18 protein-coding genes are annotated in these 23313 nt (G+C 56.1%); 8 read left to right on the top strand and 10 right to left on the bottom strand.

Features of this window, described 5'->3' with window-relative positions; genetic code table 11:
• Positions 1 to 60: 60 nt before the first annotated feature.
• Positions 61 to 735, top strand: coding sequence for a zinc metallopeptidase (locus CPH17_RS05370; RefSeq protein ID WP_074396816.1), 675 nt, complete (start codon positions 61 to 63; stop codon positions 733 to 735).
• Positions 736 to 741: 6 nt separating this feature from the next.
• On the opposite strand, the gene cmoB is transcribed toward CPH17_RS05370, so the two are convergent.
• The 3 genes from cmoB to cmoA are packed head-to-tail and all read right to left on the bottom strand — an operon-like array spanning position 742 to position 3911.
• Complete coding sequence (cmoB, locus tag CPH17_RS05365) at positions 742 to 1728, bottom strand: tRNA 5-methoxyuridine(34)/uridine 5-oxyacetic acid(34) synthase CmoB (protein ID WP_096298474.1); 987 nt, start codon at positions 1726 to 1728, stop codon at positions 742 to 744.
• Between the two features lie 15 nt (positions 1729 to 1743).
• A complete protein-coding gene (locus CPH17_RS05360; RefSeq protein WP_096298472.1) occupies positions 1744 to 3174 on the bottom strand; it encodes a phospholipase D-like domain-containing protein in 1431 nt (476 codons plus the stop codon).
• Positions 3171 to 3911: a carboxy-S-adenosyl-L-methionine synthase CmoA gene (gene cmoA, locus CPH17_RS05355; RefSeq protein ID WP_096298470.1), complete on the bottom strand. Its 741-nt coding sequence runs from the start codon at positions 3909 to 3911 to the stop codon at positions 3171 to 3173. The genes CPH17_RS05360 and cmoA overlap by 4 nt, the downstream gene beginning before the upstream one ends.
• A gap of 95 nt (positions 3912 to 4006) precedes the next feature.
• Between cmoA and pgi the strand changes: the two genes are divergently transcribed.
• The 5 genes from pgi to serB all read left to right on the top strand — a co-directional run bounded on the left by pgi (position 4007) and on the right by serB (position 13498).
• Positions 4007 to 5701, top strand: a complete 1695-nt coding sequence (pgi, locus tag CPH17_RS05350; RefSeq protein WP_096298467.1) for a glucose-6-phosphate isomerase — start codon at positions 4007 to 4009, stop codon at positions 5699 to 5701.
• Between the two features lie 262 nt (positions 5702 to 5963).
• A complete protein-coding gene (gene parE / locus CPH17_RS05345; protein ID WP_096298465.1) occupies positions 5964 to 7859 on the top strand; it encodes a DNA topoisomerase IV subunit B in 1896 nt (631 codons plus the stop codon).
• A gap of 121 nt (positions 7860 to 7980) precedes the next feature.
• Positions 7981 to 9933: a methyl-accepting chemotaxis protein gene (locus CPH17_RS05340; protein WP_074396810.1), complete on the top strand. Its 1953-nt coding sequence runs from the start codon at positions 7981 to 7983 to the stop codon at positions 9931 to 9933.
• 109 nt (positions 9934 to 10042) lie between these two features.
• Positions 10043 to 12289, top strand: a complete 2247-nt coding sequence (gene parC, locus CPH17_RS05335) for a DNA topoisomerase IV subunit A (RefSeq protein ID WP_074396809.1) — start codon at positions 10043 to 10045, stop codon at positions 12287 to 12289.
• Positions 12290 to 12292: 3 nt separating this feature from the next.
• A complete protein-coding gene (serB, locus tag CPH17_RS05330; protein WP_096298463.1) occupies positions 12293 to 13498 on the top strand; it encodes a phosphoserine phosphatase SerB in 1206 nt (401 codons plus the stop codon).
• A 26-nt stretch (positions 13499 to 13524) separates the two neighbouring features.
• On the opposite strand, the gene CPH17_RS05325 is transcribed toward serB, so the two are convergent.
• From CPH17_RS05325 to CPH17_RS05295, 7 genes are read right to left on the bottom strand one after another with little or no spacing between them, the layout of a single operon-like run.
• Entirely contained in the window at positions 13525 to 14358 is an 834-nt protein-coding gene (locus CPH17_RS05325) for a DUF6694 family lipoprotein (protein ID WP_231898080.1), read from the bottom strand.
• Positions 14359 to 14379: 21 nt separating this feature from the next.
• Entirely contained in the window at positions 14380 to 14766 is a 387-nt protein-coding gene (locus CPH17_RS05320) for a Na+/H+ antiporter subunit G (RefSeq protein ID WP_074396807.1), read from the bottom strand.
• A gap of 37 nt (positions 14767 to 14803) precedes the next feature.
• On the bottom strand, positions 14804 to 15073 hold the full coding sequence (locus CPH17_RS05315; protein WP_074396806.1) for a K+/H+ antiporter subunit F: 270 nt from the start codon (positions 15071 to 15073) through the stop codon (positions 14804 to 14806).
• Positions 15067 to 15564: a Na+/H+ antiporter subunit E gene (locus CPH17_RS05310; protein ID WP_096298461.1), complete on the bottom strand. Its 498-nt coding sequence runs from the start codon at positions 15562 to 15564 to the stop codon at positions 15067 to 15069. Before CPH17_RS05310 ends, CPH17_RS05315 begins: the two co-directional genes overlap by 7 nt.
• The gene (locus tag CPH17_RS05305; protein WP_096298460.1) at positions 15561 to 17072 is read right to left on the bottom strand and encodes a monovalent cation/H+ antiporter subunit D; all 1512 of its coding nucleotides are present in this window, start codon (positions 17070 to 17072) and stop codon (positions 15561 to 15563) included. The genes CPH17_RS05310 and CPH17_RS05305 overlap by 4 nt, the downstream gene beginning before the upstream one ends.
• Positions 17069 to 17401, bottom strand: a complete 333-nt coding sequence (locus CPH17_RS05300; protein ID WP_074396803.1) for a Na+/H+ antiporter subunit C — start codon at positions 17399 to 17401, stop codon at positions 17069 to 17071. The genes CPH17_RS05305 and CPH17_RS05300 overlap by 4 nt, the downstream gene beginning before the upstream one ends.
• Positions 17401 to 20238, bottom strand: coding sequence for a monovalent cation/H+ antiporter subunit A (locus CPH17_RS05295; RefSeq protein ID WP_096298458.1), 2838 nt, complete (start codon positions 20236 to 20238; stop codon positions 17401 to 17403). The genes CPH17_RS05300 and CPH17_RS05295 overlap by 1 nt, the downstream gene beginning before the upstream one ends.
• A 167-nt stretch (positions 20239 to 20405) precedes the next feature.
• On the opposite strand from CPH17_RS05295, the gene CPH17_RS05290 reads away from it, so the two are divergent.
• Together CPH17_RS05290 and leuA are read left to right on the top strand one after the other, a co-directional pair.
• Complete coding sequence (locus CPH17_RS05290) at positions 20406 to 21275, top strand: ion transporter (protein ID WP_074396801.1); 870 nt, start codon at positions 20406 to 20408, stop codon at positions 21273 to 21275.
• Between the two features lie 320 nt (positions 21276 to 21595).
• Entirely contained in the window at positions 21596 to 23302 is a 1707-nt protein-coding gene (gene leuA / locus CPH17_RS05285) for a 2-isopropylmalate synthase (RefSeq protein WP_074396800.1), read from the top strand.
• Positions 23303 to 23313: the final 11 nt, after the last annotated feature.

The following is a 23313-nucleotide window of genomic DNA, read 5'->3' as shown; positions in this document are numbered from 1 at the left end:
GTGCCGCCAAAATCAGTGTTTAATGGGTGATGGCAATACGTCGACGACTCGGGAGCCGCCATGTTCGTTGTGCTGATTATCGCTGCCCTGGCGATCTTTGTATTACCCAACCTCTGGGCAAAATGGGTCCTTAAACGCCATACCCGTGGACGCGACGATTATCCCGGCACCGGCGCCGAACTTGCTGATCACCTGCTGCGCCGACTGGGCATAGAGGGAGCGAGCGTTGAGCGCACCGAGTTCGGTGACCATTATGACCCTGAAACGCGCTGTGTGCGTCTTTCTCCGGATAACTACGACGGGCGCTCGTTGACGGCCGTCACGGTGGCTGCCCACGAAGTAGGGCACGCGCTTCAGCATTTTGAAGGCTACGCGCCGCTACTGGCGCGCAGCCGATTGGTGAAGGTTGCGCAAAAAGCCGAAAAGCTGGGCGCGATATTGATGATGGCGGCGCCCTTCCTGTTTCTACTGACCCGGCTGCCGGGTGGGCTGGCGCTGGTGATCGTCATGGCCGTGATCAGCTTCGGCACCGCCGCCATGGTGCATCTGGTGACGCTGCCGGTCGAGTTTGACGCTAGCTTCAATCGCGCCCTGCCGCTACTAAAAGAGTATGTGCCGCCTGGCGATATGAAAGGCGCCCGGCACGTGCTTACGGCCTGCGCGTTTACCTACGTAGCGGCGTCGCTTGCCAGCGTGATGAACCTGGGGCGTTGGCTGGTGATTTTGCGAAGGTAAGTCTTGTTACCCCGGCTTATTCGCCAGAATCACTGCCCGTCGCGGTGCAGGGTAGCCTTCAATGGTGCGGGTGCGGTCGTCGGGATCCAGAAAATCCGCCAGCGACTGGTAGGTCATCCACTCGGTGGAGCGCTGCTCGTCAAGTGTCGTGACCGCTTCATCCACGACGCGCACGTTGGTAAAGCCGCAGCGCGAAAGCCAGTGGCATAGCGCCTTGGAGGAGGGCAGGAAGTAAACGTTGGGCATGGCGGCGTAGCGTTCACCGGGCATAAACACCGTCTGTTCATCGCCTTCCACCACCAGGGTCTCCAGTACCAGCTCGCCGCCGGGCGCCAAGGCCGCTTTTAGCTGCTGAAGATGTTCCAGCGGCGCAGGGCGGTGGTAGAGCACGCCCATGGAAAAGACCGTATCAAAAAAGCCCAGGTTGTCCGGCACGTCTTCGATACCCACCGGTAAAAACTGCGTTCTGCCCCCGTCCTCATTACCCACGAAATGACGTACTGCCTGAAACTGCCAATAAAAACGCGGTGAAGGGTCAATGACCAGCACGAAAGCAGCGCCTGCCCCGGCCATCCGCCAGGCGTGGTAGCCGCTGCCGCCGCCGACATCAAGTACTTTGCGGTACTCGAGCGGCGCCAGGTGAGGAGCCACGCGCTGCCACTTCCAGTCGGAGCGCCATTCGGTGTCGATATGAATGCCCCCTAGTTGAAAGGGGCCTTTCCGCCAGGGCGCAAGCTTTCTCAGCAGATTGAAACACTGACGCTGCTGGCTATCGGTGAGGGCAATGTCGACCGTCACGGTGTCGCTGTTCAGGTCGACGCGTCGCTCGGCGGGGAGCGCGGGCAGTTTGGCCACGGCTTTTTCCCAGGCGGGCAAGTCGCCGTGGCGGTTGCGGTCGAGGCCACGCGCCAGTTGCTCGGGCAGGCGTGAAAGCCAGGTGTCCAGACCTTGGTCAATGAAGGCGTGGTAGAGCTCGCGGTGGGGATGGGGCATGGGTGTCTCGCTGTCTTAAAAAGTGCACCAGCCGCTGGCTTCCATCAGGCGATACTGCCAGTAGCGGCAACGAGAGGCGTCAAGGTAAACCTCGGGGCCGGTGCTGTAGTGCTCGGTGTCGGTATTATGCCAGTGGCGTTCGAAGGCTGCGCGGGCCTCGTGGATAATCACATCGTCGCTGTCGGCGACCCACTCGAGATTGGCTTCGAAGTTGAGATCGTCAAGGCTGCGTCGGGTGTAGTTGGCCGAGCCCAGCAGCAGGTGGGCGGGGCGTTCGCCGGCGTGGCGCAGCAGCAGCTTGCTGTGAGCCTGTTCGCCGTGGGTGTCGCTCCAGCGCAGTTGGATGCCCGCTGCCAGCAGGTCGTTGGCCGCCTGCCGGTTGGGGATGCCGCTGCCGGAGACGCCAAAGGCGTGGTGGTTGGGGTCGAGTAATACGCGTACCTCTACGCCCCGCGCCACCGCCTTTGTCAGGGCGGCCATGATGCCGCGGTGGGAGAGGTAGAGTATCTCGATATCGATCCGTTCTTTGGCGCGAGCGTCATCAATGATCGCCAGCAGGGCTCTTTTGATGGCGCCTTCGCTAAGCAGCCGCAGCCTCGGCATATGGCGGCTGATGGAAGGGCTGGCGACCGGCGGCTGAACGTGGTCGAGAGTGACACCGCTGCGGGCAGCGATCTCGCATTCGGAGGCGAGCAGGTCGAGGGCGATATCGCCGGAGACCCGCAGTGCCACGTCGCGGTAATCGCTGCTGCCGTCGTCAGCGTTGGCTGAGCTGACGACGGCGGTCCAGCGATCACCTTCGTCCACTACCAGGGTCTTACGATGGTTGGCGTTGAGGTTAAGCATGGTCAGGTAGCTGCGAAGACCGACCTTGCCAGGACCGATAGGGTTAGGTAGCCAGCCGCCGCGGGGTGTCTGGCGCAGCCAACGCAAGCACAGCCGCCACAGCGCCGTCCAACTGGGGTTGGGGTCGCGCCCGATGGTCAGATCGGTGATCGCCACAGGGATGCCGGCCGCTTCCAACTGCTGGTGGTGGCTCAGTTCGCGCCCGCCGTAGAGCGTGTTGATCGGGTCGGTAATCACCACCATCTCGATATCGGGGCGCTGGCGCTTGCGGGTCAGCAGGGCGTCGCGCAGGGCCACCGAAACCTTGCGATGGCAGTCGTGGCGGTCGTCGGCAGGGTCGTTGAACTGGAACATGTCCAGCACCACGCGTTTTTCGGCCTGTCCGATCAGGCGTATCATCTCATCGAAAATATGCTGCCGACATTGGCGGTGGCCTTGGGTATCGATAAAGGTCTCGTCGAGCAGCAGACGGGGCGCAACAGGCGAGCGCCACTCGCCTTCGACGCTAAGGCCGGGCGGCAATGGCTTACGCGAATGCCACCAGGCGGTGGCCAGATAGAGCGCCAGTGCTCCAGCGGTCAGCACGACCCAGATACTCATGGCTTGAAGGCGATCAGCGAGGCGAAGTTGAGGTACTGGAACCACGTCATCGAGCGCGGAAAGCCGGCTTGTTTCAGGCGTTCGTGAAGGGCTTCAAGGGTGTCCGGTACCAGCACATTCTCAAGGGCGGTACGCTTTTGGCTGATTTCCAGATCACTGTAGCCATTGGCGCGCTTGAAGTCATGGTAGCGCTCGACCCGCCAGGCGTTGTCGCGCTCGTCGGCGTCGACGGTTTTCTCAGAGAGAATCAGCACGCCACCCGGCTCGAGCGCAGCGTATAGTCTCTTCAAGAGCACGTCGCGGTCGGCGGGCGGCAAAAACTGCAGCGTAAAGTTGAGGATGATCATCCCCGACGGTGCATACTCAAGCGTGCGAATATCAGCTTCCTCCACCTGCATGGCATATTCGGCACACTCATCGGCAAACGTTTGCCGTGCCTGGGTCACCATGGCGGGGGAAAGGTCGACACCCGTGTAGCGAAACGCATCGGCGGGCAGCGCACCGGCAAGGGCCAGGCCCGAGGCGCCCAGTGAGCAGCCCAGGTCATAGACATGGGCGCCGTGGCGCAGGTGGCGCTGGGCGATCAGGCTCAGCATGCCGAGGATCTGCCCGTAGCCAGGCACCGAGCGGCGAATCATGTCGGGGAAGCACGCGACGACCTTTTCGTCGAAGGAGAACCTTGCCACCTTGTCCAGGGGTGTCGAAAAGATAGCGTCACGGTAAGATGCATCACTCATGGTCAAGCCAGGATTATTAATGAGGCTGCGTAGTTTACGCGCCCTTGGTAAGACAAAACAGACCCTGCACGGAACGACGCCACAGGAGAGGGCCAATGGCTGCATCATCACGGACAACACCCGATTCGCTACCCGCATGGCAAATGCTGAAGCAGCACGCGCAGGCGCTAGAGCATGTCCATTTGAAAAATCTGTTTGGCAATGATCCAGCTCGCTGGAAACACTTTACCCGCCAGGTTGCAGGCCTCACCTTGGATCTTTCCAAGCAGCGCTGGGATGACGATACCCTAGAGCACCTGCTGGCGCTGGCGGATGAAGCGGGGGTGCCGGGGGCGATCGACGCGCTGCTGAGTGGCAAGCGTGTCAACGTCAGCGAAAACCGACCGGCCTTGCACACCGCCTTGCGCTTGCCGCCTGGGGCGAGCTTGGACGTAGAAGGTGAAGATGTGGCGGCGTCGGTGCATGAAAGCCTCACCCAAATGGAACGCTTGGTAGAGCGTTTGCACGCGGGTCAGTGGCGCGGCGCCACCGGTAAACCGATTCGCCATGTGGTGAACCTGGGGGTAGGTGGATCGGACTTGGGGCCGCTGATGGTCACCCATGCATTGGCTGACTTCCGTCCTGCCGATATTCATCCAGTGGAGGTTCATTTTGCCTCGACCATGGATGGTTCGCAGCTCGCCGATTACCTGACGCGTTTTAACCCGGAAACCACGCTGTTCGTGCTGTCGTCGAAGTCGTTTACCACGATTGACACCTTGTCTAATGCCAATACCGCTCGTGACTGGTTAATAGGGCGGCTGTCGAAGCATGGCGAGGTGCCTAGTGCCACGCCGGTTAGTGCTGAGTTGATTATTCGCCAGCATTTTATCGGTGTTTCCGCCAGCCCAGATAAGATGAGTGAGTGGGGCATCACCCCCGACCACCAGCTGATGTTCTGGGAATGGGTCGGCGGGCGCTACTCGCTGTGGGGGACGATTGGCTTGCCGATTGCGCTGGTGGTTGGTATGGAAAATTTCCGTGAGCTATTAGCCGGCGCCCACGCCATGGATCGTCACTTCCAGGAGGCGCCCATGGCCGATAACTTGCCGGTGCTGCTCGGGCTGGCAGGTATTTGGAACGTTAACTTTTTGGATATTCGTGCCCACTCAATTTTGCCTTACGACGGCCGTTTGGAGTATTTCGCTGCCTACCTTGAGCAGTTGGAGATGGAGTCCAACGGAAAGTCAGTGACCCGCCAAGGCCAAGCGGTTAACTATTCTACCTGCCCGGTACTGTGGGGGCAGTTAGGCCCCAACGCCCAGCATGCGTTTTATCAACTGCTTCATCAGGGCACCCAGCCGGTGGTTTGCGACTTTATTGCTCCGCTCAAGCGTTACGACGAAGTGGAGAGTCCGGATACCCGTCGCCATTTGAAAGCCCAGCATCGCTTGGCACTGGCTAACTGTTTTGCTCAGTCGCGGGTGCTAATGCTTGGTGACGACGCTATTGATGACGATGGTCCGCGCCCGGAGCATAAGCGCTATCGCGGCAATCAGCCTTCCACCACGGTGTTATTGGACAAGCTGACGCCTGCAACGCTAGGGTCGCTGATTGCGCTGTATGAGCATAAGGTGTTTGTTCAGGCAGTGGTGTGGGATATCAACCCGTTTGACCAGTGGGGCGTTGAGCTGGGCAAACAGATTGCCACCGATACCCAGAAAATCATCGACCATCAGGGCGACCTGTCGCGGATGGATGCTTCCAGTCGTGGATTGATTGAAGCCTTTTGGGCGGCTGAGCAGGAGTAATCAGGCAATTGTGTCGTGAGCATATGTCGCACGTAGAAAGGGCGCCGGGGATAGGTCGTAGAGGGGGTTATTTGCCATGGATGGCAAATGTAGCGCCCAGGGACGGGTTTACAGCGCCCCCTCGTAGACCTATCCGCGGGGAAGCCCTTTCGTGCTTCGCTATCGATAAATATGGCTGGATATACAGCATTTTGCTTTTCGGCTATCCTGTATCCTTTTGCCCGCATTCATACTTGCATGACCCTTCAGGAACCGACGTTACATGACCCAGTTTGATGCCTCCCAGTACGGCGCGAGCTCCATCGAAGTCCTCTCCGGGCTCGAGCCGGTACGTAAGCGTCCCGGTATGTATACCGACACCTCGCGACCCAATCACCTTGTTCAGGAAGTCATCGATAATAGCGTTGATGAGGCGCTGGCGGGGCATGCCACCGCCCTCAGCGTGGTGCTGCACAGTGACGGCGGGATTGAAGTGCAGGATAACGGGCGCGGCATGCCGATCGATCTGCACCCCGAGTATGGCGTGTCGGGCGCTGAGCTGATTTTTACCAAACTGCACTCAGGCGGCAAGTTCTCGTCGGACAGCTACCGTTTTTCCGGCGGACTGCACGGCGTAGGCGTGTCGGTGGTCAATGCCCTGTCACGTCGGCTGGATGTTGAAGTGACTCGCAACGGCGCGCGCCATGCCATGGCGTTTGAGTTCGGCGAAAAGGTTGAAGAACTGCACGAAATTGGCAAAGCGGCCAAGCGTGCCAGCGGCACGCTGGTGCGTTTCTGGCCGGATGAAAGCTACTTCGACAGCCCTAAACTGGCGGTGGGTAAACTGAAACACCTGCTGCGCGCCAAAGCGGTACTGTGCCCGGGGCTTGCCGTCACGCTGGTGGAACCTGACGGTACCAAAACCGAATGGGCCTACGCGGATGGTCTGCGTGACTACCTGGCGGAGGCCACCGACGGCTATGAAGTAGTTCCGACAGAACCCTTCGTAGGCCACTTTAGCGATGATGAAAACGGTGTCGACTGGGCTATCCAATGGTTGCCAGAAGGCGGCGATGCCCTATTGGAAAGCTATGTTAACTTGATCCCCACCCCACAAGGCGGCACCCACGTTAACGGGTTTCGCTCTGGCTTACTTGACGCGCTGCGTGAGTTTTGTGAATACCGCAGTCTACTGCCGCGTGGCATCAAACTCACCGCCGATGATTTGTGGGAGCGGGCGTCCTTTGTGCTCTCGGTAAAAATGCTCGACCCGCAGTTTGCCGGGCAAACCAAAGAGCGCCTTTCTTCGCGAACAATCGCGGGCTTTGTATTAGGGGTACTTAAAGACGCCTTTTCTCTGTGGCTCAATCACCACGTTGAACAAGGCGAAGCCCTTGCCGAACTCGTGATTAGTGCCGCTCAGCACCGCCAGAAAAAAGCCAAGAAAGTTGTGCGTAAGAAGGTGACCTCAGGTCCGGCACTACCCGGCAAGCTGGCCGACTGCTCAGGCCAGGACCCGGCCCAGAGCGAGTTGTTCCTGGTGGAAGGGGACTCAGCCGGCGGCAGCGCAAAGCAGGCGCGCAACCGTGAGAGCCAAGCGATTTTGCCGCTGCGCGGAAAGATATTGAACACTTGGGAAGTGGATTCCCATGATATCTACGGTTCCCAAGAGGTCCACGACATCGCCGTGGCGATAGGGGCCGACCCTGGCAGCGCTGATTTGGAAAAACTGCGCTACCACAAAATCTGTATTCTCGCCGACGCTGACTCCGACGGTCTACACATCGCCACGCTGTTGTGCGCGCTGTTCGTCAAACATTTCCCAAGCCTCGTGGATGCCGGGCACGTCTATGTGGCCATGCCACCGCTTTACCGTATCGATCTCGGCAAAGAGGTCCACTACGCCCTGGATGAGAGCGAAAAAGCCGCCATCCTCAAGCAGCTGGCGCAAAAGCGTGGTACGCCGAACGTGCAGCGCTTTAAAGGTCTGGGCGAAATGAGCCCGCTTCAGCTGCGCGAAACCACTATGGCGGTGGAAACACGCCGCCTGGTGCAGCTTACCCTGGAGGAAGGCGACGGCACGCTGGAAATGATGGATATGCTGCTGGCCAAAAAGCGCGCCGGCGACCGCAAAAAGTGGCTGGAAGATTACGGCAACCTCGCAGACGTCGAAGTATAAGCGCTGTGTCAATCGGGCATAGGTATCAAGTGGTTAAGGTTGGGCATTATGTTGCCGATAGTGAGTAGAGAGCGTACGCAAAAAAGTGCGCCAGTTAGCACCACTTAATCACTAGAGGGGAATGTCCTTGTTCAATACCATTTCGAGGCAGTTAACGCTGGCAGCGTTTGCTCTCATGATACTCATGGCAGCAAGCATTTACGCCGTTATGGCATGGCGCGGCCAACCGCAAGTCATCGAAGCAAGCCAGTCTCTTGTGGACCGAACGGGCGGCTCTATTGTCAACGCTCTGAATGCACAGCTAGCACGCGTGGAAGGTAATACAGCAAGTCTTGCATCACTTGCAGAGTCATTACCCCGAGAGGAATCGTTGTTCCGTCAAGCCTTCCCGCGGGTCGTGGATGACAGCGGCAATACGGCCATTGCAGGGGGCGGTATTTGGCCGGAGCCTAACGCATTTGAAGAGGGGGTTGAGCGATTTAGCTTCTTTTGGGCGAGAAATGCCGAAGGCGAGATTGAGTTCTTAGATGATTATAACGCCGATGATATTGCCCCTTACCAAGAGGAAGCCTGGTATCAAGATGCGCGGGATGCCGAGCCGGGGCAATGTGTCTGGTCAACAGCGTATCGTGATGCGACCACCGGGGTAGCCATGGTGACCTGCAGCGTGCCTTATTATCTTGATGATGAATTTGCTGGGGTAGCGACCATCGATATGCAGTTGGACGGCGTGGCTGAATTTTTAACCGAAAACGGCGATGCGACAGGTGGTTATGCCTTCGTGCTTGATAGAGCTGGCAACGTCATCCACTTCCCGGGCGCTGATTTGGCAACTGATGATATGCAAGGTTTGGCTGATCTAACCAGCGATATGCCCTGGCTTTCCCCTGTGGTTGAGGCTGTCGAATCAGGCAGTCAAAACGTCCAGGTGGAAACAGCAGGCGTGCTGGATCAACCCGCCTCGGTGCGTTTGTTTGATATGCAAGATACAGGTTGGACATTGGGGCTAATGACCCCTCAAGAAGAAGTGACGGCACTGGCGCGGACATTGACTCGCGATCTGATGGTGGTAATTCTTCCACTTTTGGCACTGCTGCTGGCGCTGGGTTGGTGGGGTGGGCGTGTATTACTGCGTCAAATCCACAGTACCACCGAGCAGATTGACCAACTCGGTCAAGGCGGCTCAAGTCGTGAACTGACCATTTACCGTAACGATGAGATTGGTGAGTTGCGCAGTGCGGTAAATCGTTACGCTGAAAAGTTGCGTCACCTATTCAGTGACGTAAGCCAAGTATCCGATGCGATTGCCAGTGAAGCGACAGACATTGCGGCGGGTAACACTGAGCTTTCTAGTCGGACCGAACAGCAAGCCGCGTCGCTACAAGAAACTTCTTCGACGATGGAAGAGATGGCCGCGACAGTGAAGCGCAACGCCGATAACGCTAATGAGGCGAATCAGCGGGTCAACGAGTCGACGGTTAAAGTGAAGCAGGGAGGTGAGCAAGTATCTCGCTTGGCGCAGTCCATGCAGGCGATTAATGAGAGTTCGGGCGAGGTCTCTTCGATTGTCGGTGTCATTGAAAATATTGCATTTCAAACTAACATTTTAGCGCTGAATGCATCGGTAGAAGCCGCGCGGGCTGGTGAACACGGGCGAGGTTTTGCCGTTGTGGCTAGCGAAGTGCGCGAACTGGCATCCAAAAGTGCCACGTCGGCACGTAATATTAACGAGCTGATTAAAACCACGTCCAAGCAAATTGAAACTGGAAGTGGCTATGCCCGTGAGGCAGAAGGGGCAATGCAGGAAATCGTAGTAGCGATTGAAGAAATTGCCCAGCGCATAGGAGAAATCAGTCAAGCGTCTGGCGAACAAACGAACGGTATTGATGAAATCAACCGTGCCGTCTCGCAAATGGACACTGTCACCCAGCAGAATGCAGGGCTGGTTAGTCAGGCGTCGGGGGCGGCCAATGAACTGTCTGTTCAGGCACAGCGTTTGAAAAGCTTACTTGATGACTTTCAGCGCGATAATGAACGTTCCCCGGAAGTGAAACCACTCTCGGGGCCTCAGTAAAGCAATTAATATGACATAAGCAACTACTAACACGTTGTGTATCAATGTGTAGCAGGATTAGCCGCTCCCGTTGGGGCGGCTTTGCTTGTCAGGAAAGGATGAATACCCCATGGATATTCAGGTAGCGGAAGGCGACGTCGAACGCTTGTCCTTGCGCGATTACACCGAAAAAGCGTATCTCGACTACTCGATGTACGTCATTTTAGACCGCGCCTTGCCCAACATAGGCGATGGCATGAAACCTGTGCAGCGGCGGATTATTTACGCCATGCGCGAATTGGCACTCCACGCTAACGCCAAGTACAAAAAATCGGCGCGTACCGTGGGTGACGTGCTGGGTAAATTCCACCCTCACGGCGATAGCGCGTGCTACGAAGCCATGGTGCTGATGGCACAGCCGTTTAGCTATCGCTATCCGCTGGTGGATGGCCAGGGCAACTGGGGTAGCCCTGACGATCCCAAATCGTTTGCTGCCATGCGTTACACCGAGGCCAAGCTTTCCAAGTTTGCCGAAGTGCTGCTTAGCGAGCTCGGGCAGGGCACCGTCGACTGGGCGCCGAATTTCGACGGCACCATGCAGGAACCGCTGGTGCTGCCGGCGCGTTTGCCCCATGTGTTGCTCAACGGCGGCACCGGCATCGCCGTGGGGATGGCCACCGATATACCGCCCCACAATGTGTCTGAGGTGGTCGATGCCACCTGCCACCTGCTGCGTAATCCTAAGGCTACCACCGTCGATCTGATGGAATTTATCCCCGCGCCGGACTTCCCGACCGATGCGGAGATTATTACCCCCCAAGAAGACCTGCGTAAGCTTTATGAATCCGGGCGGGGGTCGGTCAAGCTGCGCGCCCGCTACGAGCGGGAAGACGCCAATATCGTGATCACCGCGGTGCCCTATCAGGTCAGTGGTGCCAAGGTGCTAGAACAGATTGCCGCGCAGATGCAGGCCAAAAAGCTGCCCATGGTGGCCGATCTGCGCGATGAATCGACCCATGAAGAGCCTACCCGGCTGGTGATTGAACCGCGCTCAAACCGCGTCGACGTTGCGTCGCTGATGGACCACCTGTTTGCCACCACGGATCTGGAAAAGAACGTGCGGGTGAACATGAACGTGATTGGCCTGGACGGTCGCCCACGGGTGATGCCGTTGCCCGAAATGCTGGGCGAGTGGCTTCAGTTTCGGCGCAGCACGGTGCGCCGCCGCTTGGAGCACCGCCTGGGCAAGGTAGAAGACCGCCTGCATATTCTCGAAGGCCTGCTGATAGCCTATCTCGACCTTGACGAAGTGATCCGTATCATTCGTGAAGAGGATGATCCCAAAGCTTCTCTGATCGCGACCTTTAGTCTCTCTGACCGCCAAGCGGAAGCGATTCTAGAGCTTCGCCTGCGTCATCTTGCCAAGCTCGAAGAAATGAAAATCCGCGGTGAGCAGGATGAGCTGGAAAAAGAGCGCAAATATTTAGAGGGCCTGCTAGGTAGCGAAGCCAAACTTACCACGTTGATCGAAAAAGAAATTCGCGCGGCGGGTAAAGAGCATGGTGACGAGCGCCGTTCGCCGCTGGTGGCGCGTGCCGATGCTAAAGCGTTGTCCGAGGTCGAGCTGCTGGGGGCCGACCCAATCACCGTGGTGCTGTCTGAAAAGGGCTGGATTAGATCAGCCAAAGGTCATGATATTGACCCCGAAGGGCTTTCCTACAAAGCAGGTGATCGTTTCCAGTTGGCCGCCCGAGGCAAGACCAACCAGCCGCTAGTGCTGCTGGATGATACAGGTCGCGCCTATACGCTCAGCGCCCACAATTTGCCCAGTGCGCGGGGGCAGGGTGAACCAGTGACGGGTCGGGCGAATGTCTCTGCGGGTGCTCGCATGGCGGGGTTAATGCTGGCGCCTGCCGAGCGGCGTTTTGTGCTGGCCAGTGATGGTGGTTACGGCTTTATTGCCCGTTTGGATGCGCTCACCGGCAAAAATAAAGCAGGCAAAGCGGTATTGAGCGTGCCTAAAGGATGCAGTGTCATGTCGCCTATCGAAGTGCCCGAGGGAGATAACCTATGGGTGGCATCGGTCTCGAATGAAGGCCGGCTACTGGTGTTCCCCTTGGGCCAGCTGCCGGAAATGGCCAAAGGCAAAGGCAATAAGATGTTAGATATCCCCGGGCCACGCGCTGCACGCCGCGAGGAGTTTGTGCGCAGTATTGCCGTGATAACAGACAGCGACGCCTTGGAGCTGCATGCCGGTAAGCGAAAACTCACCCTGAAAGCCGATGATTTGGCGTATTATCGCGGCGAGCGAGGGCGTCGTGGTAGTAAGTTACCGCGAGGTTTCCAAAAAGTTGATTGGATAGGCGCAGGGGAATAGGTCATGGCTACACGTTATTTGATTCGCGCAACAGGGCTGGCGCGCCCCGGCCAATTAGCCGGGTTGGGCAAAGCTCTTGCCCATAGCGGCGCAAGGCTGCTGGATATCAATCAAAGCGTGACCTTTGGCATGCTATCTCTGGAAGCGCTGGTGGGGCTGGATCGCGATAGTGCACTTGAAGCCACCTTAAGCGATGCAGGGGATACGCTTGGGTTGGATGTACAAGCGATTGCCGTGAGCGCTGATGATTATCAGCGCTGGAGCGAACAAGAAAGCCAGCCACGGCTAATTCTGACCCTATTGGCACCACGCCTTCCGGCGGGCATATTGGCGGAAGTGGGGGCGTTAACCGCTGAATTTGGCCTAACCGTTGAGTTGATTCACCGCCTTTCGGGCCGAGAGCCGCTAGAAGGAGACGCGCCCGCCAACGGGGCTTGTGTCGAATGCTGGCTGCGCGGCGATGATGCCGATGTGGTGGCGCTGCGGGAGAAAGCACTGTCGCTGGGAGCCCTGCATGGCGTGGATATTGCCATCCAAGAAGACTCGATCTGGCGACGTCACCGCCGTTTGGTGTGTTTCGATATGGATTCGACGCTGATCCAAACCGAGGTGATTGATGAGCTTGCACGCCGTCATGGCGTGGGTGATGAGGTGGCGGATGTCACTGAGCGGGCCATGCGCGGCGAACTGGATTTCCAGGACAGCTTCCGCGAGCGGATGAGCAAACTGGCAGGGCTTGATGAAGCTGTATTGGCCGACATCGCGGCCGAATTGCCGTTAATGGATGGCCTTGAGCGCCTGATGGTCAATTTAAAGCGTTTTGGTTATCGCACGGTCATTCTTTCTGGTGGTTTCACCTACTTTGCCCAATACCTACAGGACAAGCTTGGCTTTGACGAAATCCACGCCAACGAGTTGGTCATCGAGCAGGGGGTTGTCACCGGTGAGGTGCGCGAGCCCATTGTCGATGCCGAGCGTAAGGCCGAGTTGCTTGAACAAATAGCGCTGCGCGAAGGTTTGACGCTGGAGCAGACCATTGCCGTAGGCGATGGCGCTAATGACCTTAAAATGCTCGCTAAAGCTGGCCTGGGCATTGCCTTTCGCGCTAAACCTATGGTGCGTGCCCAGGCCCAGCAGGCCATCTCAACCCTCGGCATTGATGCGGTGCTGTACCTTATCGGCTACCGCCAAACCGATTTGATTGACTAAAACGTTGAGGCCCTTCGGGGCCTCTTTTATTCGAGGGAATGCTCCGCAATAGCGCCATATTCATCGCGCAGCTCGTCTAGCCTTTCGCGCTGCCGTTCGCTTAGCGGCGCCGAATCCCACAGGGCGTTACCGTCATCGCCATGCACGCTCTCAATGGTGATGGCTAATTCTGCATTGTCGGGAATGTCCTGGTTACCCCAAGGGCCGAATCGATTGGGCGCCAGGCTCCACTTGGCGCTTTCGCCGGGTTCCAAACCATCGGGAATCACATAGTAAAAAGACTCATCGACCCAGGGTGCCTCATGATTAGGACTGGTAACTACGCCTCTAAGCGATAGCTCTACGATACGTTCATCAGGGCCGTTGGTGACTTCAAGCTCAATGATAGGTTCTAACGCCCCGTAGGGACTTGTGCTCATATAAAAGTCGGCGCTATCGATGGTAATGCGCTCTCGCTGCTGTCGGTCATGCTTTGCGTTAGCCTGCTTTTCTTCAAGTCTTGAGAGAATAGCGAGCGCCTGATTACGCTCGCGCGCGCGACGGTTACGTAACATTTCATTGGCTTTTTCGATCGCCTCATCACCCGTTAGCCCATGCATATAGGCGTTAGCCGACTCAGCAATTTCTGCGGCGTTCATCGGTCTTGGGTTGAGTATATCGATACCACTAAACGATGACATCGCCATGATGGTCAGCGCTTGATCAAACTCGTCGCGTTTATAGGTGGGCAGCGATTCGCGTACTTTTTCAACCGATACAACGGCAGCGGGCATCGAGCTGGTATCAATCTTAGGCTCTGAACAACCCGCGAGCATTATCATCGACAGTGACAATGTCGATAGCCTGAACAGGCTCCACATACAATTTCCTTTACGATGTAATTAACCATGCCCTTTATCGGGGTGAGGAACCGGTTTTTTACCTACTTCCTCGGAGCGAAGTTCGACTGGCTTACCCTGGGTTATATCAATGTGCTTCAGGCGCATGTGAAGGCCCGTTTTGGCGAGCAAATGGGCACTGACCGGGGCAGTAATAAATAAAAACAAGGTGATCAGCATTTCCTGAATGTCGGGTCTGCCTTCAACGCTCCAGAAATAGGCCATTGAAGCTATTAACATACAGCCAATACCCAGGGTTGTGGCCTTGGTGGGGCCATGCAAGCGCATATAGAAATCGCGTAGGTGAGCCATCCCCAGTGAGCCGATAAAGACAAAGAGGCCGCCTGCGATCAATAGTAATGAAATAAGTGCCTCTACCCATAGCGACATAAGCGCACCTGCATAGCAACGAAGAGGGTGACAGGGTTCATTCGATAATATCCCCGCGTAATATGTACTTGCATACGGCTACTGTGCTGATAAATCCCAACATGGCGATCAACAGTGCCGACTCGAAATAGGTCTTGCTATTCAGCCACAGCCCGAGCAACACAATCAGCGCAATCGAGTTAACGTACATGGTGTCCAGTGCCAACACGCGGTCCGGTAAATCGGGGCCAACAGTAAGCCGATAAAGGTTTAACAGCAGCGCCATTACCACCAGGGTTAGGGTGATGAACAGTGCGATGCTCAGCATTCGTAAATCTCCTTTAGCGGGCGTTCGTAGCGCTCCCGGATCTGCTCAATCAGCGCCTCTTCATCGTCTGTGTCGAGGGCGTGAATGAGCAGTGATTTACCGTCCATACGCAGGTTGGCGGATACCGTGCCCGGCGTCAGGCTAATGGTGTTGGCAAGCAGCGTAATGGTAAAACGCTCCTCTAACATGAGGGGGTATTCCACAAAGTGGGGATTTAGCTTACGCCATGGGTTGGCGATCAGGTAAGCCACTTCAAAGTTGGCGGTAATGATATCGCCCAGTACGCGCAGCACAAAGCGCAGTAGCAATAGTGGCTTTTTGATGCGCGGGCGAGCATCCCAAAAGCGATGGGTTAGCAAGGGGATAACAATGGCCAATGTCCCACCCAATACGATATGACCCGCGGCAACACTGCGCACTAATAATAGCCATACGACCAGTAACAGCAGTGAAAAAACCGGGGTCGGCAACCAAGTGCGTGGTCGAATCATTGGGTGCCTCCAGCATCATTGATTAATGTGTCAATCACCAAACTTGGGTTGGCTAATTGCTCAGCGGTGGCCTGGGTATAGTCGCTTACGGGGCCCGCAAACACGACCATTAGTAGCGAGGAACTTAACAACCACGCCATGCCAAACCACTGGTAACGAGGCAGCGAGCTGCCGCTAAGATTGCCCCGATGGCTGCGCCAAAACAGAGTTGAGCCTGCGCGGGAGAGCGCAATGAGTGATGCCAAGCTTGCCAGCAGTAATAATGGCCACAGCCAAAGCCGTTGGCTGTCTTCCGCGGCATTAAGCATTAGCGCTTTTCCGAAAGCGCCAGAGAGAGGCGGTAATCCAGCGACCGCAATTGCCCCGAAAAAGAAAGCCAGTGCCAGTGCCGCGCCTTGTACCATTGGCCGCCCCTTAACTAGTCGCGTACCCGGTTTGCCTCGCTGCAATCCAATCATTTCAGCCAACAGGAACAGCCCACCGGTAATCAGCGTGGTGTGAATCAAGTAGTAGAGCAGTGCTGATGTGGCAGCGGGGCTACGCATGCCCACACCTGCGAGCAGCGTGCCCACGGAAACCAATACCAGGTAGGCTATCAAAAGGCGAAGGTCACGGGCGGCCATCACGCCAACCCCGGCGGCAGCCAAGGTGGCAAGCGAAAGCCACCACACCCAGGACTGCTCAATGGCTTCCAACCCCCCTGCTTGGTCGCCAAAAATGAGGCTATAGACGCGCAAAATAGAATAGATGCCGACCTTGGTCATCACCGCAAATAAGGCAGCCACCGGGGCTGGGGCCGCGGCGTAGGCGCGGGGTAGCCAAAAATACAGCGGTAAAATGGCGGCTTTTAGGCCAAATACCACTAGCAGCATCAAGGCACCGGCTATCACTAGGCCTTCACGTTCGGCGGGTAGCTCGGCCATGCGAGAAGCCATGTCGGCCATGTTCAGCGTCCCCGTCGCCCCATAAAGAATGCCCACGCCAATCAGGAAAAGCGATGAACCTGCTAGGTTTAACACCACGTAATGGACGCTGGACTGAATGCGTGCTTTGCCCCCGCCGTGAAGCAGTAAGGCATACGAGGCCAGCAGTAGCACTTCGAAAAACACAAATAGGTTAAACAGGTCGCCGGTGAGAAAAGCACCGTTGATGCCCATCAACTGCCACTGGAAGAGGCCGTGAAAGTTGCTGCCCTTTTCGTCATCACCGCCGCAGGCAAAGACCACCGCGCCCACTGCAAGCAGGGCGGTGACTATCAACATAAGCGCTGATAAACGGTCAAGCACAAGCACTATACCAAATGGCGGCTGCCAATCGCCCAAGGCGTAATAGGTGATTTCCCCGCTGGCGGCTTGAGTGACCAGTCCAATGGCCACCAACAGAAGCCCCAGCGTTGCTACCACGCTGACGATGCGTTTATAGCGAACCATTCCCTGACGTTGGTAGAGTAATAAAATGCCCGCGATTAACGGCAGAACCACGGGTAAAACAATCAAATGCTGGATCATTCGCGGTCATCCTTTTTGCCGTCCACGTGGTCGTTACCCACTTCACTCCGTGCGCGCATCGCCAGAATGACCACAAAGGCCGTCATCGCAAACCCGATCACAATGGCCGTTAGTACCAAGGCTTGAGGAAGTGGATCAGCGAAGCCATCACCTTCATCGACCAGTGCAGCGCCATCAGTGGTCAGCCCGCCCATCGAAAATAGAAATAAATTGACCGCGTAGGAGAGTAGCGTAAGGCCTACCACCACTGGGAAGGTGCGCCCACGCAGCGTCAGATAAAGCCCGGATGCGGTCAGTACACCGGTCGTGATCGCATAAAGCAATTCCATTAGCGAGGCTCCTTGCTGGAGGGGGTGGAAGGCGTTTCAGCGTCTTTTTCGGGCTGTTCGGGTACCGGGCGGTGGGCAGTGGTCACTTTGCCCAAGTTGGCGAGGATCATGAGCGTGGCGCCAACCACTGCGAGATAAACACCCAGATCGAAGAGCAGCGCTGTCGCCAACTCAAACTCACCGACAACGGGTAGAGTAAAGTAGCCAAAAGACGAGGTCAGGAACGGGTAGCCAAACAGCCAACTGCCAAGCCCGGTTAGCGTCGCCACCGCGACCCCTACAACGGCCACCGGCTGGAAGGGGAAGTTGAGACGCTCTTGTGCCCACTCCACGCCCCGGGCCATATACAATAGAATCAACGCGACAGCAGTAATCAAACCGGCAATAAAGCCGCCACCTGGTTGGTTATGGCCGCGCAGAAAGATAAACGCCGATACCAGCAGGGCAAGTGGCAATAGCGTCATGGAAATAGACGTCAAAATAGCGGGGTAGCGGTCCGGCGACCATACGCGTCCTTCGCCGTCGCTATGCGGGATAAACAGGCGTAAGCGGTTAAGTAGCTTAAAGATGGCAAGCCCCGCAATGGCCAGTACCGTGATTTCACCTAGCGTATCGAAGCCGCGGAAGTCGACAAGAATAACGTTAACCACGTTGTAGCCACCGCCGCCGGGTTTACTGTTTTCGACAAAAAAGTTGGAGATCGACAGCGTTTCTCGGGTCATCACCGCGTAATTGAGGCTGGCAATCACCAAACCCAAAGAACCCGCCAGTAACATGTCGCGCACGTTGCGCAGTGGGCTTGATTCCTGGGGTGTTTTTTGCGGCAGGAAAAACAGCGCTAGCATCAGCAATATCATGGTGACCACTTCTACGGATAGCTGGGTCAGGGCCAGGTCCGGCGCGGAAAAACGCGCAAAAGTGAGAGCAACAAATAGCCCTACAACTGACAGCATGAGCAATGAAATCAAGCGGTAGCGATGGGTGGCCGCGGTCGCGATGCCGCCGAAAATAAGCATCACCGCACCAAGAATTACCACGCCGTCGACTGGCTGGTTACCTGCGGCACCCGTTAGGTCGGTGACCCGTACTAGACCTATTAGTCCCATTAAAAAAGCAGCGAACAACAAAAGCGTCATGTAGCGCTGTAATGAGTTGCCCTCAAAAAAGGCCAGTAATTGTTCTGCACGGTAGCCAATCGTTACCACGAAGCGCTCAAACACGCGCCTTGCATCAACACTGGCGAATTGTCTGGTGAACAAACGCATATCGTTGTGACGCCAGTAAAGGGCGGTGCCGAGCACCAAGGCGGCAATGCTCATCAGCAAAGGTAAGTTGACGCCATGCCAAATCGCCAGCTTAAAATCCAGCGGGCGTTGCAGTACCGCTTGCGCAGCCAGATCAAGCAGGTTAGTTGCCATCAGGGCGGGAAGCAGACCTACAACGACGCACAGCACCACCAGAATCTCCACGGGTAAACGCATCAGATGCGGTGGCTCATGGGGAGATTTAGGCGGTGCCTCGCGGGCGGGTTTGAAGAAAACCGCATGAACGAGGCGTAGCGAGTAAGCCACAGAGAGGATACCGCCCAGTGTGGCAAGCGTAGGCAATAGCCAGCTTAAACCACCCAGAACGGGCGTTTCCAACGTTTCGGTAAAGAACATCTCCTTGGAGAGGAAGCCATTGAACAGCGGAACGCCTGCCATCGCTGCGGCAGCCAAGGTGGTCAGCAGCGCGGTGACCGGCATGGCCTTTCTGAGCCCGCCAAGCTGTTTTAATTCACGCGTCCCAGTCTCGTGGTCGATAATGCCAGCGCTCATAAATAGCGCGGCTTTAAAGGTGGCATGATTCAGAATATGAAACAGGGCCGCCAGAACGGCCATTGGGCTGCCGATACCCAGCAGCACCGTAATGAGCCCCAGATGGCTGACCGTGGAAAACGCTAGGATGCCTTTCAGGTCAGTTTTGAATAGTGCAAACCAAGCGCCGTAAAGCAGTGTTATCGTGCCGACCAGCGATACCACCACGGTCCATAATTCACTGTCGGCAATCGCCGGATGCAGCCTTGCCATCAGGAAAATGCCTGCTTTCACCATTGTGGCGGAATGCAGGTAGGCCGAGACGGGTGTCGGAGCGGCCATGGCGTGTGGAAGCCAAAACTGGAAAGGGAACTGGGCTGACTTGGTGAAGGCACCGAGCAGCACCAAGCCGAGCATCAGCGGATAGCGCGAGTCGGCGACAATGACCTCGCTGCTGGCCAAGACGTCACCCATGCTGAAGCTACCTGCCATATCGCCGAGTAGCAGTAGCCCTGCTAGCAGTGCCAGACCGCCTGCACCGGTGACGGTCAACGCCATGCGTGCGCCTTTGCGTGCATCGCTGCGATACGACCAAAAGCCGATCAATAAAAACGAAGAAAGGCTGGTGAGCTCCCAAAAAAGCCACAGTAAAATCAGATTGTCTGACATTGAAATGCCCACCATGGAGGCCATGAAGAGCATTAAAAAAGCATAGAAGCGACCAACAGGTTCGTCACTTGCTAGATAAAAATGGGCGTACAGCAGTATCAGCAGCCCAATGCCCATGATTAAAATGTTGAATAGTAGCGACAGACCGTCCAAGCGCAGGGCTAGCTCAAGATTGAGCTCGGGCAGCCAGCCGATGGCAAAGCGAAGTGTCTCGCCGTCGAGCAGTGCGGGTATCTGCATCAAGGTGAGCAGTAGGGCAATAGCCGGCAGCAAGGCGGTTGCCCACGAGCAGGTAAAGCGGCTGCGTTGAGCGTTGAGGACCGGCACCAAGACGCCTAGTAACGGTAGTAAGGCTATCCACAGCAGTGTCATGGAAGTCATCCAGCGCAATAATCAAAAAAAGCCCGCTAGCCGTCATCGTAAAGGCGTCGGCTGAGGCATGGGATACCACAAATGAAACAAGAGGATATCACTTGTAGTGCCGTTGTGAAGTTTTAGTATAAAGTGTCGCCGTCCACCGTAGCGAGTCTATTTACCCTATGAATCAACCTTTCGATACATGGCAACAGCGTTTCGAAACCCTGCGTTCGAACAAATATTTTGAAGCCTTTGTAATCGCGATAATCGTCATCTCCGCATTGGTGATAGGTGCCAAAACCTATGAAGAGGAGACCTCTCGGTTCGAACAGGGGCTTCTGTACCTGGATTTTGCGATCACGATTTTTTTCTTGATTGAACTCCTCATCAGGTTAGCCGCAGAAGGCAGCTTGGTGCGCTTTTTTAAGCGGGGATGGAATGTCTTTGATTTCGTTATCGTGACTGCCAGCCTGATCCCCATGGACGATTCCGAGATGGTGCTGCTGGCGCGGCTGCTGCGTATTTTCCGCGTACTGCGCCTCGTCTCGATGATTCCTGAGTTGCAAATGCTGCTTTCAGCCCTGGTGAAGTCCATTCCGCGCATGGGCTATGTGGTGCTGTTGATGTTTATTATCTTCTACATCTATGCCGCGGTAGGCAGCTTCCTGTTCGCTGAAGTGGACGATTTTTTGTGGGGCAATATCTCCATTTCGATGCTGACACTTTTTCGTATCGCCACCTTTGAAGATTGGACCGATGTGCTTTACGAAACTCAGGAAGTATACGCATGGAGCTGGATTTACTATCTGACGTTTATTTTTCTGACGGCGTTTATTTTCCTCAATATGATGATTGGCATTGTGTTGGACGTCATGCAGAAAGAGAGTGCAGCGCTTGATTTACTCAACAACGAGGAAGAAATCGACGAGATACACATCTTGCGTAACGAGGTCAGTGAAATGCGCCAACAGTTAGATCGAATGGAGGCATCCATATCGAGGCAAGCGGTTGGCAATGCGCACTCGCAGGTTGACAAAACTCACCAAGACTGATTTTCTATAGGTATGAATACATCCATGAATACTTTTGCGCTAGACCTACGACTACTAATCGCCCGTCTCTGAATATCAGGGTCGGGCAGTGCTGCTGGCATTGTCGTTGGGTTACACTAGTTGCGAGGTAGACATGGATACATACACTGGATTTATTGAATCAATTCAATTTGGCTGCCGCACTTTCTTCATTAGTGCGCGCACCGTTATCGACTTTTTTTGCGCCCCATTGCCTGTATTGGCGATGGGGCGTTTTTCGTTGGCACGCCCACCGTCATTCCAATCGACAGTCTTTGCCCCCATTTTCCAGGAGAGCCGTCATGATGTTGTCTGATCCCGCCAAGAAATACCGCCAGTTCGTTGCGGTGGACTTGCCCGACCGCCAATGGCCCAGCAAGCGGATTGAAATGCCGCCGATCTGGTGCAGCGTTGACCTGCGGGATGGCAATCAGTCGCTGATTGACCCGATGGACCAAGAGCGTAAAGAGCGCTTATTCGACATGCTGCTGAAGGTCGGCTTCAAACAGATCGAAGTGGGGTTTCCTTCTGCTTCGCAAACCGATTTTGACTTTGTCCGTACGCTGATCGAACAAGATAAAATTCCTGAAGACGTGACCATTCAAGTGCTGACCCAAGCGCGTCCGCACCTGATTGAGCGCACCTTCGAAGCACTCAAAGGCGCCAAGAACGCCATTGTGCACGTCTACAACGCCACCGACCCGATGTTCCGGCGTGTGGTATTCAACGTAGATAAAGCGGAATGCGTGAAGATTGCGACCGACGCCACCGCACAGATTCGCGCTGAAATGGACGCCGCTCCCGACACTAACTGGACTTTCCAGTATTCGCCGGAGCTATTTACCACAACAGAAATGGACTTTGCCGTTGAAATTGTCGAAGCGGTGATGGAGACCTTCAAACCAAGTGCCGATAATCGGATGATCGTCAACCTGCCGGCAACGGTTGAAGTGGCAACGCCTAATAACTACGCCGATCAAATTGAATGGTTCTGCCGCAACGTCAAAAATCGCGATCACCTGATCGTCAGCGTGCACCCCCACAACGACCGGGGAACTGGCGTCGCCGCCGCGGAATTAACGCTTATGGCCGGCGCTGACCGTGTGGAAGGCACGCTGTTCGGTAACGGCGAACGGACCGGTAACGTGGATATCGTCACCTTGGCGATGAACATGTACACCCAGGGTGTTCATCCGCAGCTCGATTTCTCCAATATCACGCCGGTCATGCGCGAAGTGGAGTACTGCAACCAACTGCCGGTACATCCGCGCCACCCTTATGTGGGTGATTTGGTATTTACTGCGTTCTCGGGCTCTCATCAGGATGCGATCAAGAAAGGCATGCTCGACCGTCGCGCCAATCCCGACGCGGTTTGGGACGTGCCGTATCTGCCCATCGACCCGCTGGATGTTGGTCGCAGCTATGAAGCGGTGATCCGGGTTAACAGCCAGTCCGGCAAAGGGGGAGTGTCGTACCTTCTCGAGCAGGAGCATGGTATCGAATTGCCGCGTCGTCTTTCCATCGAGTTCAGCCAGGTGGTGCAGGAAGTGGCCGACCGTACCGGTAAAGAGATCACCTCGCAGATGATTTATCAGGCCTTTGCCGATGAGTACTTAGAGCAGCGCACACCCTTTGCGCTGGTTAACCACCGTTTGTCGTCGGAGCCTGATAGCCCTAAAGTAACGCTTGACGCCGTGGTCGAGGAAAACGGCGAACGGCAAACGCTCAGTGGGGAGGGGAACGGGCCGTTAGCCGCGTTTGTTAAAGCGCTGGCGGCAGCTGGTCACGATGTCGAAATCATTGACTACCACGAGCACTCACGTGGCCAAGGCGCCGACGCCGAAGCGATTGCCTACGTTGAAGTCCGCATCGACGGTAAAGCAGTATTCGGTGTCGGCAATGATGAAAGCATCACCAGTGCATCGATGAAGGGCGTATTGAGCGCCATCAATCGGCACCACTCCAACCAGGAACCCGCAGCGAACGTGACGGCAGAGACGTTGGTGTGATCCGTCGAATG

Origin of the sequence: Halomonas sp. hl-4, assembly GCF_900215475.1 — a bacterium.
Classification (GTDB): Bacteria; Pseudomonadota; Gammaproteobacteria; order Pseudomonadales; family Halomonadaceae; genus Vreelandella.
Note: the sequence above shows the minus strand (reverse complement) of the source record. Positions and strands in the feature narration are given on the sequence as shown.